General features: G+C 52.7%; 14 protein-coding genes. 7 read left to right on the forward strand and 7 right to left on the reverse strand.

The window, feature by feature from the left end; all coding sequences use genetic code 11:
• Positions 1-168: 168 nt before the first annotated feature.
• The 3 genes from glnA to glnG all read left to right on the forward strand — a co-directional run bounded on the left by glnA (position 169) and on the right by glnG (position 4,233).
• Positions 169-1,578 carry a glutamate--ammonia ligase gene (gene glnA, locus AC007G_RS23810; RefSeq protein ID WP_004127100.1) on the forward strand — a complete coding sequence of 470 codons (1,410 nt, stop codon included), beginning with the start codon at positions 169-171 and terminating at the stop codon, positions 1,576-1,578.
• 187 nt (positions 1,579-1,765) lie between these two features.
• Positions 1,766-2,815 (forward strand): nitrogen regulation protein NR(II), encoded by a 1,050-nt coding sequence (glnL, locus tag AC007G_RS23815; RefSeq protein WP_004869278.1) that lies wholly within the window; start codon positions 1,766-1,768, stop codon positions 2,813-2,815.
• 8 nt (positions 2,816-2,823) lie between these two features.
• Positions 2,824-4,233 (forward strand): nitrogen regulation protein NR(I), encoded by a 1,410-nt coding sequence (gene glnG / locus AC007G_RS23820; protein WP_032690144.1) that lies wholly within the window; start codon positions 2,824-2,826, stop codon positions 4,231-4,233.
• 43 nt (positions 4,234-4,276) lie between these two features.
• Here the strand turns inward: glnG and hemN are convergent, their stop codons facing one another.
• Positions 4,277-5,650 carry an oxygen-independent coproporphyrinogen III oxidase gene (hemN, locus tag AC007G_RS23825; protein WP_133960198.1) on the reverse strand — a complete coding sequence of 458 codons (1,374 nt, stop codon included), beginning with the start codon at positions 5,648-5,650 and terminating at the stop codon, positions 4,277-4,279.
• Between the two features lie 188 nt (positions 5,651-5,838).
• A complete protein-coding gene (yihI, locus tag AC007G_RS23830) occupies positions 5,839-6,345 on the reverse strand; it encodes a Der GTPase-activating protein YihI (RefSeq protein ID WP_032690135.1) in 507 nt (168 codons plus the stop codon).
• 585 nt (positions 6,346-6,930) lie between these two features.
• On the opposite strand from yihI, the gene yihA reads away from it, so the two are divergent.
• A complete protein-coding gene (yihA, locus tag AC007G_RS23835) occupies positions 6,931-7,563 on the forward strand; it encodes a ribosome biogenesis GTP-binding protein YihA/YsxC (RefSeq protein ID WP_032690136.1) in 633 nt (210 codons plus the stop codon).
• A 135-nt stretch (positions 7,564-7,698) separates the two neighbouring features.
• Here yihA and spfP read toward each other — a convergent pair whose 3' ends face one another.
• Positions 7,699-7,746, reverse strand: coding sequence for a small protein SpfP (spfP, locus tag AC007G_RS23840; protein ID WP_071892919.1), 48 nt, complete (start codon positions 7,744-7,746; stop codon positions 7,699-7,701).
• A gap of 165 nt (positions 7,747-7,911) precedes the next feature.
• Positions 7,912-10,698 (reverse strand): DNA polymerase I, encoded by a 2,787-nt coding sequence (gene polA, locus AC007G_RS23845; protein WP_032690137.1) that lies wholly within the window; start codon positions 10,696-10,698, stop codon positions 7,912-7,914.
• A gap of 396 nt (positions 10,699-11,094) precedes the next feature.
• Here polA and AC007G_RS23850 point away from each other — a divergent pair, with 396 nt between their 5' ends.
• Complete coding sequence (locus tag AC007G_RS23850; RefSeq protein WP_032690138.1) at positions 11,095-12,003, forward strand: acyltransferase; 909 nt, start codon at positions 11,095-11,097, stop codon at positions 12,001-12,003.
• Positions 12,004-12,078: 75 nt separating this feature from the next.
• On the opposite strand, the gene dsbA is transcribed toward AC007G_RS23850, so the two are convergent.
• The 3 genes from dsbA to AC007G_RS23865 all read right to left on the reverse strand — a co-directional run bounded on the left by dsbA (position 12,079) and on the right by AC007G_RS23865 (position 14,061).
• Positions 12,079-12,702 carry a thiol:disulfide interchange protein DsbA gene (gene dsbA, locus AC007G_RS23855; RefSeq protein ID WP_032690139.1) on the reverse strand — a complete coding sequence of 208 codons (624 nt, stop codon included), beginning with the start codon at positions 12,700-12,702 and terminating at the stop codon, positions 12,079-12,081.
• A gap of 27 nt (positions 12,703-12,729) precedes the next feature.
• Complete coding sequence (locus AC007G_RS23860; RefSeq protein WP_032698470.1) at positions 12,730-13,716, reverse strand: serine/threonine protein kinase; 987 nt, start codon at positions 13,714-13,716, stop codon at positions 12,730-12,732.
• Between the two features lie 75 nt (positions 13,717-13,791).
• The gene (locus AC007G_RS23865) at positions 13,792-14,061 is read right to left on the reverse strand and encodes a YihD family protein (RefSeq protein ID WP_004869260.1); all 270 of its coding nucleotides are present in this window, start codon (positions 14,059-14,061) and stop codon (positions 13,792-13,794) included.
• A gap of 71 nt (positions 14,062-14,132) precedes the next feature.
• Between AC007G_RS23865 and mobA the strand changes: the two genes are divergently transcribed.
• Entirely contained in the window at positions 14,133-14,714 is a 582-nt protein-coding gene (gene mobA, locus AC007G_RS23870) for a molybdenum cofactor guanylyltransferase MobA (RefSeq protein ID WP_180888801.1), read from the forward strand.
• Positions 14,711-15,217 (forward strand): molybdopterin-guanine dinucleotide biosynthesis protein MobB, encoded by a 507-nt coding sequence (gene mobB / locus AC007G_RS23875; protein WP_046853298.1) that lies wholly within the window; start codon positions 14,711-14,713, stop codon positions 15,215-15,217. Before mobA ends, mobB begins: the two co-directional genes overlap by 4 nt.
• Positions 15,218-15,300: the final 83 nt, after the last annotated feature.

The raw sequence follows: 15,300 nt of genomic DNA on the forward strand, positions 1-15,300 counted from the left end.
AATGGTGCAGCCCTTTTGCACGATGGAGTGCATGATAACGCCTTTTGGGGGCAATTTAAAAGTTGGCACAGATTTCGCTTTATATTTTTTAAGGCAACAACGCCACATTAAGCAGCTAAAAAGTTTTCGTTACCACGACGACAATGACCAATCCGGGAGAGTTTAAGTATGTCCGCTGAACACGTTTTGACGATGCTGAACGAGCACGAAGTGAAGTTTGTCGATCTGCGCTTCACCGATACCAAAGGTAAAGAACAGCACGTCACAATTCCTTCTCATCAGGTAAATGCCGAATTCTTCGAAGAAGGCAAAATGTTTGATGGCTCCTCGATTGGTGGCTGGAAAGGTATTAACGAATCTGACATGGTTCTGATGCCGGATGCGACCACTGCGCTGATCGACCCGTTCTATGAAGAACCGACGCTGATCATCCGCTGCGATATCCTGGAACCAGGTACGCTGCAGGGCTACGACCGTGACCCGCGCTCCATCGCCAAACGCGCGGAAGAATACCTGCGCTCTACCGGTCTGGCGGACACCGTTCTGTTCGGGCCAGAACCTGAGTTCTTCCTGTTCGACGATATCCGTTTCGGCGCCTCTATCTCCGGCTCCCACGTTGCTATCGACGACATCGAAGGCGCATGGAACTCCTCCACCAAATACGAAGGTGGTAACAAAGGTCACCGCCCAGGCGTGAAAGGCGGTTATTTCCCGGTTCCGCCGGTTGACTCCTCTCAGGACATCCGTTCCACCATGTGTATGATCATGGAAGAGATGGGCCTGGTTGTTGAAGCTCACCACCACGAAGTGGCTACCGCGGGTCAGAACGAAATCGCTACCCGTTTCAACACCATGACCAAAAAAGCGGACGAAATTCAGATCTACAAATACGTTGTGCACAACGTGGCGCACCGTTTTGGTAAAACCGCGACCTTCATGCCGAAGCCTATGTTCGGCGACAACGGTTCCGGTATGCACTGCCACATGTCTCTGTCCAAGAACGGCGTTAACCTGTTCTCTGGTGACAAGTATGCAGGCCTGTCTGAACAAGCGCTGTACTACATCGGCGGCGTTATCAAGCACGCTAAAGCGATCAACGCCCTGGCAAACCCGACCACCAACTCCTACAAGCGTCTGGTCCCGGGTTACGAAGCACCGGTCATGCTGGCTTACTCTGCCCGTAACCGTTCCGCTTCCATCCGTATCCCGGTAGTCACCTCGCCGAAAGCACGCCGTATCGAAGTGCGCTTCCCGGACCCGGCGGCTAACCCGTACCTGTGCTTCGCAGCACTGCTGATGGCTGGCCTTGACGGTATCAAGAACAAAATCCATCCGGGCGAAGCGATGGACAAAAACCTGTACGACCTGCCGCCGGAAGAAGCGAAAGAGATCCCACAGGTTGCAGGCTCTCTGGAAGAAGCACTGAACGCGCTGGACGCTGACCGTGAGTTCCTGACGGCTGGCGGCGTGTTCACCAACGACGCTATCGATGCTTACATCGCCCTGCGTATTGAAGAAAACGACCGCGTACGCATGACTCCGCACCCGGTTGAATTCGAACTGTACTACAGCGTCTGATTTTGCTGTAAATCCCCGGTATTCCGTGTTGTGGCGTGGGGTACCGTGGATATTTTGTTGCCGTGGAAACTTTCAGCCCATCTCAGGATGGGCTTTTTTCTCCACCAACACTCTGATCTCATGCGCTTTTTATCTATAAAAAGCTATACTGCACTAAAATGGTGCACTCTTTTCAGGAGACTGTCAGATGGCAACAGGCACTCAGCCCGATGCTGGGCAGATCCTTAACTCTTTAATCAACAGTATCTTACTGGTCGATGACGACCTGGCGGTGCATTACGCGAACCCGGCCGCGCAGCAGCTGCTGGCGCAAAGTTCACGTAAGCTCTTTGGCACGCCGCTTCCGGAACTGTTGAGCTACTTTTCACTGAATATCGGCCTGATGCAGGAAAGCCTGCTGGCGGGCCAGGGCTTTACCGACAACGAAGTGACGCTGGTTATCGATGGCCGCTCGCATATCCTGTCTCTGACCGCACAGCGCCTGCCTGAAGGCTATATCCTGCTGGAGATGGCACCGATGGATAACCAGCGACGCCTGAGCCAGGAGCAGCTGCAGCACGCCCAGCAAATCGCGGCGCGGGATTTGGTTCGCGGGTTGGCCCATGAGATCAAAAATCCTTTAGGCGGCCTGAGAGGCGCTGCGCAATTGTTGAGTAAAGCGCTGCCTGACCCGGCGTTGATGGAATACACCAACGTGATTATTGAACAGGCCGATCGCTTAAGAAATCTGGTCGACCGCCTGCTGGGGCCGCAGCATCCAGGGATGCACGTTACCGAAAGCATCCATAAGGTCGCCGAACGGGTTGTGAAGCTGGTCTCGATGGAACTGCCGGATAACGTCAAACTGGTCCGCGATTACGACCCGAGCCTGCCGGAGCTTCCTCATGACCCGGACCAGATCGAACAGGTTCTGCTGAATGTCGTACGCAACGCGCTGCAGGCGCTGGGGCCAGAAGGTGGCGAGATCATCCTGCGCACCCGTACCGCCTTTCAGCTGACGCTGCACGGCGTACGTTACCGCCTCACCGCGCGTATTGACGTCGAGGACAACGGCCCGGGAATTCCGTCCCACTTACAGGATACGCTGTTCTACCCCATGGTTAGCGGTCGCGAAGGCGGTACCGGTCTGGGGCTCTCCATTGCCCGCAGTCTTATCGATCAGCACTCCGGCAAAATTGAATTTACCAGTTGGCCAGGACATACCGAATTCTCGGTGTACCTGCCTATTCGGAAGTAGAGGTGTTTATGCAACGAGGGATAGCCTGGATCGTTGATGACGATAGCTCCATCCGTTGGGTGCTTGAACGCGCGCTCACCGGAGCAGGCTTAAGTTGTACAACGTTTGAAAGCGGCAACGAGGTGCTTGATGCACTCACCACCAAAACCCCGGATGTACTGTTATCTGATATCCGGATGCCGGGAATGGATGGGTTGGCGTTACTGAAACAAATCAAACAGCGTCACCCAATGCTTCCGGTCATCATAATGACCGCGCATTCGGATCTGGACGCGGCGGTCAGCGCCTATCAGCAAGGTGCCTTTGACTATCTGCCCAAACCTTTTGATATCGATGAAGCGGTGGCGCTGGTTGATCGGGCGATTAGCCATTACCAGGAACAGCAGCAGCCGCGTAATGCGCCGATTAATAGCCCGACGGCCGATATCATCGGCGAAGCGCCGGCAATGCAGGACGTCTTTCGCATCATCGGGCGCCTGTCGCGTTCATCAATCAGCGTATTGATCAACGGCGAATCCGGTACCGGTAAAGAGCTGGTTGCGCACGCCCTGCACCGCCATAGCCCGCGGGCAAAAGCGCCGTTTATCGCACTGAATATGGCTGCAATCCCAAAAGACCTGATCGAATCTGAACTTTTCGGTCACGAAAAAGGGGCATTTACCGGCGCCAATACCGTACGTCAGGGACGTTTTGAGCAGGCTGACGGTGGGACTTTGTTCCTCGATGAGATCGGCGATATGCCGCTTGATGTACAGACGCGCCTGCTGCGCGTGCTGGCCGATGGCCAGTTCTATCGCGTTGGCGGCTATGCGCCGGTGAAGGTAGACGTGCGAATTATTGCGGCAACCCACCAGAACCTTGAGCAGCGCGTGCAGGAAGGAAAGTTCCGTGAGGACCTGTTCCACCGCCTGAACGTGATTCGCGTTCATCTGCCGCCGCTGCGCGAGCGCCGCGAAGATATTCCCCGCCTGGCGCGGCACTTCCTGCAAATTGCCGCCCGCGAACTGGGGGTCGAAGCCAAGCTGCTTCATCCGGAGACGGAAACCGCGCTCACCCGTTTAGCCTGGCCTGGTAACGTCCGCCAGCTGGAGAACACCTGCCGCTGGCTGACGGTGATGGCAGCAGGCCAGGAGGTTCTGACGCAGGATCTTCCCAGCGAACTGTTTGAAACCGCGATTCCCGATAGCCCGACGCATATGCAACCGGACAGCTGGGCAACCTTACTGGGACAGTGGGCCGATCGCGCTCTACGTTCCGGTCATCAAAACCTGCTTTCTGAAGCGCAGCCGGAGATGGAGCGGACGCTGCTTACTACTGCCCTGCGTCATACGCAAGGGCATAAGCAGGAAGCCGCGCGACTGCTAGGATGGGGACGTAATACGCTAACGCGCAAGCTGAAAGAGTTAGGAATGGAGTAATGCTTCGCTGTCCCGGCAGGCCTGTCGCCCGCCGGGATAGTGTTTAAATTACCCGGGAGAACTGCTGCATCCGCGCTTTCTGACGCAGATAGGCGTCAAAGCACATGCAGATGTTGCGAATCAGCAGACGGCCTTTTGCCGTCACCTGAATGCCCTTGTCATCCACATCCACCAGCCCATCTTTTGCCAGCGGTGCCAGCAGCGCCAGATCGTCGGCAAAATAACGCTGAAAATCCACTTCCCACCGCGTTTCCACCGCAGAGAAATCGAGATGGAACTGGCAAATCAATGCCTTAATAACGTCACGACGAATACAGTCATCGCGGGTCAACGCGATACCGCGCCAGAGCGCATCTCCGGTTTCATCAACCTGTTGATAATAGAGCTTCAGCTCTTTCTGGTTCTGCGCGTAGCAGTCGCCAATCATGCTGATCGCCGACACCCCCATCCCCAGCAGGTCGGTATCGCCCTGAGTGGTGTACCCCTGGAAATTACGGTGCAGGACGCCGTCGCGCTGAGCAATGGCCAGCTCGTCATCCGGACGGGCAAAGTGATCCATGCCGATAAACTGATAGCCGGCGTCGGTGAGTGAGACAATGGTCTCCTGCAGGATATCCAGCTTCTGTTCCGCCGAAGGCAGGTCGGCATCTTTGATTTTACGCTGAGCGGCGAAGAGCGTCGGCAGATGCGCATAGTTGAATACGCTCAGACGATCGGGGTTGAGCTCGGCCACTTTTTGCAGCGTAAAGGAAAAACTCTCCGGCGTTTGTTTCGGCAGGCCGTAAATCAGATCGATATTCGTCGAGGTAAAACCAATTTCACGCGCATGGTTGAGCAGGGCAAAGATAAACGTCTCATCCTGCTCGCGGTTCACCAGCCGCTGAACCTCTTTATTGAAATCCTGCACGCCCATGCTCAACCGGTTAAAGCCTTCCGATCGGAGATGATCCAGAACATCCAGTTCAATTTCACGCGGATCGACTTCAATCGAGATCTCTGCATCGGCGTTAAAATTGAAATGGCTGCGCAACAAACGCATTAAGCGGCTGATTTGCGCTTTATTCAGGTAAGTGGGGGTACCGCCGCCCCAGTGCAGCTGGTGCACCTGACGCCCGGCAAAGAGCGGCGCGCGATGAATAATTTCCTGCTCCAGCACATCCAGGTACTGGTCGGCTTTATGCTGCTGGCGAGTCACAATTTTGTTGCAGCCACAGAAATAGCAGAGCTTGTGACAAAACGGAATATGCACATACAGCGATAGCGGACGCTGCGGGTAGCGAGCTACCGCCGCGTCAAATTCTGCCGCACCGAACTCAGGCGAAAACTCCAGTGCGGTGGGGTATGAGGTATAACGTGGCCCCGAATAGTTATATTTCTGGATCAGGGCCAGATCCCAGTCGATTAACTGCACAGACATGCTCACTCCTTCCGATGGTGCCGTCGGCGGGTACGCCGCCCCGGCCCAACCGCACCTCGGGTAATGAGCCGGTTGCGCAGCCATTTCTGACGCCGCGACAACCGTCGTAGTTTAACGAATAACCACAGCAGATAACATACAACCAAAAGGGTTATAAGCAGGACCGGGAATCCGATTGAGTGCAAACGTTAGTTTCCACCCTTCAGCAGACGCATCATATCTTCCTGACGCTCTTCTTCTTCCTCATCCTCGTCATCATCGTAGGACAGGCCAAGCTGCTGCATCAGCTCATCAATACGATCGAGTTTGGCATCGACCCACGACTGCTCTTCAGCATTCAGGGTGCCGCCCTCTTCCAGACGTTCCAGCAGCGCGTCCAGGCGCTCATCGTTTTCCAGCAAATCCAGCTCAGCCTGTGGTGAAAGCATAGGTTTCTCGCTCTTCGGTTTGTGCTGCTTAGGAGCCGGGGTGCTTTCAGTCACGCCCAGCGGAATCGGTTTTTTACTCCCAATACGCGGATCTTGCTGCTGGCTCTGTTTTTTGCCGGATGATGCGGCATCACCGCCGGTTGCGCGACTTCCTGCCGCGTGACCACGATGTTTCTTCTGGCGTTTGCGATCGCGGGATTCCTGATTCATTTCTTCACGTGTCTTGCGATGCGTTTTGCCACGGGGTACGGATGTCGGTTTTTTCATATAGGTAATCTTCAGATTCGTTTTCTTCAGTATAGAATTGAGGCGGAATCTAGCAGAAAGCAAGCAAAGAAAAAAGGCGACAGATTACTCTGCCGCCTTTTTCCTCACTGACAACCCTTAGCGGGTTTCCACTTTCCCTGTTAGCTCACGACGCACCCTGTCTTTCCTTTAGCAAATAACAGTCCCTGTTATCTCCCTTTCCTTGTTAAAACGTCTCCAGACGTTTGTCATCCTGACATTAATCCCGGGTCTTCGCCTCCCTGGCGCTCCTGACAACTCATCCTGAGTCACTTTCCTGCTGGCTTCCTCGCCTGTGCCCATTACTTTACCGTTTTAATCAAATCCTACAACCAACCACAAAGTAAAAATGGCTATTTAAGATTGTTCTATACAGTTAATTGTATGAATTTTAATGCTTTAACACTACCCACACCGTCGTTTCTCATCGATTGCCTCGACATTGAATGGACAATGTCTCACAAAGTGAAGGGTTTTTACTTACGGCAGAGGATGCGGTAAAAACAGCCTTTTTCTGCTGTTCAGGTATAATCCCCGCCATAGCCTTATTTAACGGAGACGACAGTCTTGACTAACTGGAACTATCAACAGACGCATTTTGTCACCAGCGCACCCGATATCCGCCACCTTCCATCCGATACGGGTATCGAAGTTGCCTTTGCTGGTCGCTCAAATGCGGGGAAATCCAGCGCCCTGAATACGCTCACCAACCAGAAAAGCCTGGCGCGTACTTCTAAGACCCCTGGCCGCACCCAGCTAATCAACCTGTTTGAAGTCGCCGAAGGCAAACGCCTGGTCGACCTGCCGGGTTACGGCTACGCTCAGGTCCCGGAGGAGATGAAGATCAAATGGCAGCGCGCTCTGGGTGAATACCTGGAGAAACGTCTGTGCCTGAAAGGACTGGTGGTGCTGATGGATATCCGTCATCCGCTGAAAGACCTCGATCAGCAAATGATCGAATGGGCCGTAGAAAGCGATATCCAGGTACTGGTTCTGCTCACCAAAGCCGATAAGCTGGCCAGCGGCGCACGTAAAGCGCAGGTCAATATGGTGCGTGAGGCGGTTCTTGCCTTTAACGGCGATGTGCAGGTTGAACCCTTCTCTTCGCTGAAAAAATCAGGCGTGGATAAGCTGCGTCAGAAGCTCGACAGCTGGTTTAATGAGATCCCTCCTCAGGAAGAGATCGCCGACGGAGAGTAATCGCCGTTGTTTTCCCGGATAGCGGCGCCTGACGCCTTATCCGGGCTGCGTCATCAGCCCACCGCAGTCCGCCAGAATTTTCTTTCGCGCAATAAAAAACGCCCCGGTCATAAATGACCGGGGCGGCTAAAATATTCAGCCAAATCCGATTACGTGAAGTAAAAGGTCTGAAAGATAGAACATCTTACCTCTGTACCCTACGTCATTAACTCTACTCTTCTTTTGGTTACGGAGAAAGCACTTTTTGTAGTTTTTTTTCACTCTTTACATAGCAAATTCAAATGATCATCACAAAACGCTATAAGTTATGTTGCTTACTTACAGGAAATCACCTTATCCACTGAATACTTAGTGCGCTTGATCCCAGTTTTCTCCGCTTCCCACTTCCACCAGCAGCGGTACCGCCAGCGTGGTGCTATTTTCCATCAGTTCGTGCACCTTTTTCGCCACGGCATCAAGGTCATCTTTGTGCACTTCAAAGACCAGTTCATCGTGCACCTGCATGATCATCCGCACCCGCGGCTTCTCGGTCAGCAGCCATTCATCAACGGCGATCATCGCGCGCTTGATAATGTCAGCCGCCGTCCCCTGCATCGGGGCGTTGATCGCCGCACGTTCGGCGCCAGCACGACGGGCGCCGTTGCTGGATTTGATGTCCGGAAGGTAGAGGCGACGGCCATCCAGCGTTTCGACATAGCCCTGCTCTTTTGCCTGTGCCCGGGTACGCTCCATGTAATCGAGGACGCCAGGATAGCGCTCAAAATAGAGGTCCATATATTTCTGCGCCTCTTTACGCGGAATATTGAGCTGCCGGGCAAGGCCAAATGCGCTCATGCCATAAATCAGACCAAAGTTAATCGCCTTGGCACTTCGACGCTGCTCGCTGCTTACGCTCTCCAGCGGCAGGCCAAAGACCTCTGCCGCCGTTGCGCGGTGGATATCTTTACCTTCCGCAAAGGCGGTCAGCAGGCCTTTGTCACGCGACAGATGCGCCATAATGCGCAACTCAATTTGTGAATAGTCGGCAGAGACGATGAGGTAATCCGGCGGCGCGATAAATGCCTGACGAATACGACGCCCCTCTTCGTTACGCACCGGAATGTTCTGCAGGTTAGGATCGGTGGAGGAGAGACGCCCCGTCGCCGTTACCGCCTGATGATAAGAGGTATGCACGCGGCCGGTTTTAGGGTTAATCATCAGCGGCAGCTTGTCGGTATATGTCGACTTCAGCTTCGCCAGTCCGCGATATTCCAGAATAACTTTCGGTAACGGATAATCCAGCGCCAGTTCTTCGAGCACTTCCTCGGAAGTTGAAGGCGCGCCGCCCGGTGTTTTCTTCAGTGGTTTAATGCCTTGTTTTTCAAACAAAATAGTCTGAAGCTGCTTGGGTGAAGAGAGATTGAACTCTTCACCCGCGATCTCGTAGGCTTTCTGCTCCAGCTCGATCAGGCGTTTGGCAATCTCCTGTGAATGGGCATGCAGTACGGCCGGATCAATGTTGACCCCGTTACGTTCTACGCGGGAGAGCACCGGTACCAGCGGCATCTCAATATTTTTAAAAATATTCAGCGGACCTTCATGCTGCTGCAGCTTCGGCCACATCTTCAGGTGCAGCTGCAGGGTGACATCGGCATCTTCCGCCGCGTAGCGGCCGGCTTCTTCCAGCGCGATCTGGTTAAAGGTGAGCTGATTTTTACCTTTACCCGCAATCTCTTCAAAGCTAATCGTTTTATGCTTCAGCCAGCGGTCGGCAAGGCTGTCCATATCATGACGGCCCGCCACGCTATCAAGAATGTAGGATTCCAGCATGGTGTCAAAAGCGATACCGCGTAACTCAATGTCATAGTTCGCCAGAATTCCGCGGTCATATTTCAGGTTTTGCCCGACCTTCAGCAGATTCTCGTCTTCCAGCAGGGGTTTCAGCAACGTCAGTACGCGTTCTCGGGAGATCTGATCCGGTGCATCGAGATAATCATGCGCAACCGGTACATAGGCGGCAACGCCGGGCTCGATGGCAAACGACAGACCCACCATATTGGCAGAAATATTATCCAGACTGTCCGTTTCCGTATCAAACGCAAACAGCGGCGCTTGTTTCAGCTTGTCGATCCATTCGATCAGCGTCTGCTCATCAAGAATAGTGACGTAGTTTTCCGCAGACAGCGTCGCCACCACCTCGGCTTCTTCTTCCGCTACTGCCACCGCTTCTGTCGGTTTTACGGCTGGCTTCACGCCTTTTGACTGCATCCATTTGCCGGATTCAACATCGGTGATCCAGCGCTTAAATTCATACTTTTTGAACAGAGCCAACAGATCATCCGCCGCCGGCGGCAGCACGTGCAGCTCTTCACAGCTCAGATCCAGCTCGACGTCGGTTTTAATCGTGGCCAGCTGATACGAGAGGTAGGCCACCTCTTTATTCTGTTCCAGCTTCGCCGCCATCGTTTTGGCACCACGGAAGGTCAAACCGGCAATTTTTTCTGGCTCAGCGTACAACGTATCCAGCCCTCCCAACCCCTGCAGCAGCGCCTGAGCCGTTTTCTCGCCCACGCCGGGTACGCCGGGAATGTTATCGGAGGAGTCGCCCATCAGCGCCAGGAAGTCAATAATCAGCTCTGGCGGAACGCCGTACTTCGTCACCACTTCTTCCGGGCCAAGAATGGTATTGGTCATGGTATTAATCAGGGTAATTCCCGGCGTGACCAACTGCGCCATATCTTTATCACCGGTACTGATGAGCACCGGACGGCCCGCTTTTTCTGCTTCGCGCGCCAGAGTTCCGATCACATCGTCCGCTTCGACGCCAGGCACAGCCATCAGCGGCAGCCCCATCGCCTTCACCATGGTATGCAGCGGTTCGATCTGCGCCCGCAGATCGTCCGGCATCGGCGGACGATGGGATTTGTAATGCTCAAACAGTTCGTCACGGAAAGTTTTCCCTTTGGCATCAAATACCACCACGGCATGCGTGGGTTGATACTGGAGGATCAGGCTTCGCAGCATATTCAGCACGCCATACATAGCGCCTGTCGGTTCTCCGGCGCTGTTAGTCAGCGGTGGGAAAGCGTGATACGCCCGGTAGAGGTAAGAGGAGCCGTCAACGAGGATAAGTGGGTTTTCTGGGATCTGAACCATAATTTCCGTGCCTGTTTATCAGATTATGGGTAAAGGATGCCACAGACAGGCCTGAAAACCTGAATTTTTCCCGCATTTCACCAAAAAGATTCGTTGATCCGGTCGATCGTGCGGCGGCAATATCTGTGGATAACTTTGTGCATAGTTTTATAAGGATAGCTGTCTGCTCTGAAATAAAATAACAAAAAACATAATTTAAGTTTATTTATCATAAAGTTAATTATTGATCCTTGCTTTTAATACCTTTCTAATGACTCAATGTTCCATGTGGATATAAGATCCGCCTTTTTTTCTGTTCTGGTAAGACCCGTCATTTGCTGCGTTTTCTGGTAAAATCAGCCTCTTGCACGGTTTAACTGCGCTCTTTATCAGCCTAACTTTCTGAATAAACTAACTATGTCGAGATTACTCGCTGCAATAACACTTCCGCTGAGTATCGCCCTTACCATCTTAGTCACCATTATCTGTTCCGTACCGATAATCATCGCCGGGCTGATTAAACTTCTTGTACCCATCCCTGCGGTATGGCGTGCGATTTCCCGTTTCTGCAATTTCATGATGTATTGCTGGTGCGAAGGGTTGGCACTGCTGCTCTACCTGAATCCCAGACTGACGTGGGACGTGCAAGGTCTTGAAGGGCTGAATAAGAAAAACTGGTATCTGCTTATCAGTAATCATCACAGCTGGGCGGATATCGTGGTGCTCTGCGTGTTGTTCCGCAAGCATATCCCTATGAATAAGTACTTCCTTAAGCAACAGCTGGCGTGGGTGCCTTTTATCGGGCTTGCCTGCTGGGCGCTGGATATGCCCTTTATGCGTCGCTACTCGCGAGGTTATTTAATTCGCCATCCTGAGCGTCGCGGTAAAGATGTTGAAACCACTCGCCGCTCCTGCGAGAAATTTCGCTCACATCCGACGACCATCGTCAATTTTGTAGAGGGTTCACGTTTTACCGAAGACAAGCAGCGGCAAACCCGTTCACCTTATCGCAATTTATTACCACCGAAGGCCGCTGGTATCGCGATGGCGTTGAACGTGCTCGGTGCTCAGTTCGATAAGCTGTTGAACGTCACGCTTTGCTATCCGGAGAACAACCAGAGGCCATTTTACGATATGTTAAGCGGCCGGCTGACGCGTATTGTGGTTCGCGTTAATCTCGTTCCCGTGGCGGAAGATCTGCACGGCGACTACGTGAATGACAAAAACTTTAAGCGCCGTTTCCAGCGTTGGTTGAATGAACTGTGGGAAGAGAAAGATCGTCAGCTGACGGAAATCATGCGGACAAAAGGACGCGAGGAGCGTTGAACCTGATAATGATGCCACCTCGACAGGGGGTTTAACAGGGATATTAAAAAAGCCGGTCAGTGACCGGCTTTTTTTTTACTTCTTCTCAACCAGCTGCTTAACAGTATCCGCATACTGGGCGACAAAGGCGTCCATATTGCTGGTATCCATCCCCTGCGGGTTCAGCTGATATTTGCCGTCGACGTACATTGCCGGTACGCCCTGCAGCTGGAAGTCAGCGGCCGCTTTTTCCTGCTGAGCAACCAGGGATTTCACGACAAAGCTGTTCCATGCCGCATCGTAGTCTTCACCTTTCACGCCAGCATCAACGAAGACTTTACGAATATCAGCCACGGTCTGCACGGTCTGGGTTTTCTGTACCGCTTCAAACATCGGCACAGTGATCTTATCTTCAACGCCCAGCGCCATCGCTACGGCCCATGCCTGGGTTAAGTCTTTACCCAAAGGCCCGAGGAATTCAACGTGGTACTTGGTCATTTTGACGCCTTCCGGCAGCTTTTTCTTCACGTTATCAGAAACGTGCAGCACTTCTTCAAACTGATAGCAGTGCGGGCAGTAGAACGAGAAGAACTCAAGAACCTGAGGCGCGCCGGCTACGGGCTTATCAAGGGTGATGTACTGCTTACCGTCGGTGATCTGGGCAGCAGAAGCACTAAAAGCCAGAATCATACCAGCCAGCGCCAGCCAAATTTTTTTCATGTTTACGTCTCTCCTGGAAATATCTGATTAATACATTGGCGTTAACTGAAGAGGGGGTTCTTGCAGAACCTTCACCTGCTCAAGAAAAGTTGCTGTCTGCCCCCGCCAGTAATCTTCCCCGGTAAGCCAGGGGAAATTAATAGGGAAAGCAGGATCGTCCCAGCGCCTGAGCAACCATGCCAGATAATAAACTAACCGCATGGCGCGTAAAGGTTCGATAAGGGCGATTTCGTCTGAATTGAACGGACTGAATTCTTCATAAGCTTCAACGATCATCTCCAGCTGCATACGCTGCTCGGCTTTATCACCGTTCAACAGCATCCAGAGATCCTGGATGGCCGGACCGTTGCGGGCATCATCTAAATCGACAAAAAGCGGACCATCGCGCCAGAGAATATTACCGGCATGACAATCGCCGTGCAGACGCAGAATGTCCGCGTTGCCGTGCCATTGAGCGATAACTGCAGCAATCAGCTTATCTGCGGCGCAGAGGAAGTCCTTCTTCAGACCTGAGGGGATCAGCGTTGAGTGTTCAAAAACGTCTCGCGGCGCGAGCAAATACTCATTTACTCCTATCTCAGGGCGCGCGACAAAACGCGCTTTACGCCCGGTCTGGTGCAAGCGCCCCAGATAACGGCCGACGGACTCCATTTGATCGAGGTTATCAGATTCAAACTGGCGCCCACCTAAGCTGGGGAACACGGCAAAAAAGAAGCCCTGATGCTGATGAAGGGTGCTGTCATTGAAAAATAATGGCGCAGCAACAGGAACATCATCCTGCTTGAGCTGGAGGGTAAACTGGTGTTCTTCGAGGATCTGTTCGGCAGACCAACGTTCAGGACGATAGAACTTCACCACATAGCGATGGCGGTCTTCGTCCTGAAACTGGTAAACGCGGTTTTCATAGCTGTTAAGCGGAGTGAGCCCGGAGTCCACTCGCATCCCCAGATCGAATAGCCCATCGATGATGGTATCCGGGTTTAGCGTCTGAAAATTAAAAGCCTTATCGTGCATCCTGACATCCGATAATCTTAGGAATAGTTCAGGATATCATCTCATAACTCGTTCCGCGGCAGCACTTACAACCTTTTACTCTTTAATCACGCCGCGTGCGCGCAATAAGGCCGTTTTGAAATCCTCTTCGTAATCCTTCTGAATACCAGGAATAACGGCTTCTTTTGCTGAATCACGCATTTTCAGATGATAAATCAGGATATCGTCGGAAAGATCGACCAGCTCACCGTCGTAACCGGCTTCTTTTGCAAGTTTCTGCAAAAATTGCATCAGGTTCAGCTCCGGCTCTTTCTGCCAGGCTGGCTGGAGGAGTTCAATTACTTCATTCAGACGTTTACATTTCATGGTCATGCTCCTTACTCTTGATAGCGACAACTTAACAGGGTCAATCCCACAATGAAAGAGGCGATATTGATATGCAAGGCGAGGTCATAACCGGCGTTGTATTAGCAGGCGGAAGGGCCACGCGGATGGAAGGAGCGGATAAGGGATTGCAGCTACTCGATGGTAAGCCATTATGGCGCCATGTTGCAGATGCGCTGTCTCCTCAGGTGGCCAACCTGGCTATCAGCGCCAACCGTAATCTGGAACGCTGGTATGAAAGCGGGTATCCGGTGTATTCCGACAGTCTCGCTGACTTCCCGGGGCCATTAGCCGGTATGCTATCCGTGATGCAGCAGACACAGAGCGAATGGTTTCTCTTCTGTCCCTGCGATACTCCCTTTATCCCCCCATTCCTGGCTGAGCGCTTTATACAGCAGAAAAAGACCGCCCCCGTAGTCTGGGTTTACGATGGCGAACGCGATCATCCCGCTATTACTCTGATGCATCGATGTTTAATGCCCGATCTGGCAACATATCTTGCTGCAGGAGAACGACGCGTGATGGCTTTTATGCGCGACAGCGGCGGACATCGCGTTGATTTCAGCGATGTCCGCTCGGCATTTATTAACGTCAATACCCTTGATGACTTGCAGCGCCTACAGGAGCAATCATGATCCCCGTTCTCGCCATTTCAGCCTGGAGTGGTACCGGTAAAACAACGCTGTTAAAGAAATTAATCCCCGCATTGTGCGCTGCTGGCCTGCGTCCAGGTTTGATCAAGCATACCCATCACAATATGGATGTCGATCGGCCGGGTAAAGACAGCTATGAATTGCGTAAAGCCGGGGCAGCTCAAACGATTGTCGCCAGTTCACAACGCTGGGCGCTAATGACGGAAACGCCGGATCAAGAAGAGGTGGATTTGGCCTGGCTGGTTAGCAGGATGGATGCATCAAAGCTGGATTTAGTTCTGGTTGAAGGGTTTAAGCATGAGCCGGTGGCGAAGCTCCTGCTTTTTCGGCAACAGAGTGGGCATCGTATCGAGGAACTCGTCCTGGACGAGCATGTGATTGCGGTGGTCAGCGACACCTCATTAGAGACATCACTCCCACAGTTAGATTTAAACGATATTCCGCAGATCGCGGCGTTTATTCTACGATGGTTGGCAGAAGCTTAATGGCAGTGAGTATTTCAGCAATGGGCGTAAGATTACGCCCGTTTGCGTTATTCCTGCAAGATTAAACATAGCGGATAAATAAC

It is taken from the genome of Klebsiella sp. CSG-1 (assembly GCF_056521145.1).

Excerpts from the sequence above, each read along its gene's own strand:
- glnA (WP_004127100.1), top strand. The coding sequence starts at position 169 with ATGTCCGCTGAACACGTTTTGACGATGCTGAACGAGCACGAAGTGAAG.
- glnL (WP_004869278.1), top strand. The coding sequence starts at position 1,766 with ATGGCAACAGGCACTCAGCCCGATGCTGGGCAGATCCTTAACTCTTTA.
- glnG (WP_032690144.1), top strand. The coding sequence starts at position 2,824 with ATGCAACGAGGGATAGCCTGGATCGTTGATGACGATAGCTCCATCCGT.
- hemN (WP_133960198.1), bottom strand. The coding sequence starts at position 5,650 with ATGTCTGTGCAGTTAATCGACTGGGATCTGGCCCTGATCCAGAAATAT.
- yihI (WP_032690135.1), bottom strand. The coding sequence starts at position 6,345 with ATGAAAAAACCGACATCCGTACCCCGTGGCAAAACGCATCGCAAGACA.
- polA (WP_032690137.1), bottom strand. The coding sequence starts at position 10,698 with ATGGTTCAGATCCCAGAAAACCCACTTATCCTCGTTGACGGCTCCTCT.
- AC007G_RS23850 (WP_032690138.1), top strand. The coding sequence starts at position 11,095 with ATGTCGAGATTACTCGCTGCAATAACACTTCCGCTGAGTATCGCCCTT.
- dsbA (WP_032690139.1), bottom strand. The coding sequence starts at position 12,702 with ATGAAAAAAATTTGGCTGGCGCTGGCTGGTATGATTCTGGCTTTTAGT.
- AC007G_RS23860 (WP_032698470.1), bottom strand. The coding sequence starts at position 13,716 with ATGCACGATAAGGCTTTTAATTTTCAGACGCTAAACCCGGATACCATC.
- AC007G_RS23865 (WP_004869260.1), bottom strand. The coding sequence starts at position 14,061 with ATGAAATGTAAACGTCTGAATGAAGTAATTGAACTCCTCCAGCCAGCC.
- mobA (WP_180888801.1), top strand. The coding sequence starts at position 14,133 with ATGCAAGGCGAGGTCATAACCGGCGTTGTATTAGCAGGCGGAAGGGCC.
- mobB (WP_046853298.1), top strand. The coding sequence starts at position 14,711 with ATGATCCCCGTTCTCGCCATTTCAGCCTGGAGTGGTACCGGTAAAACA.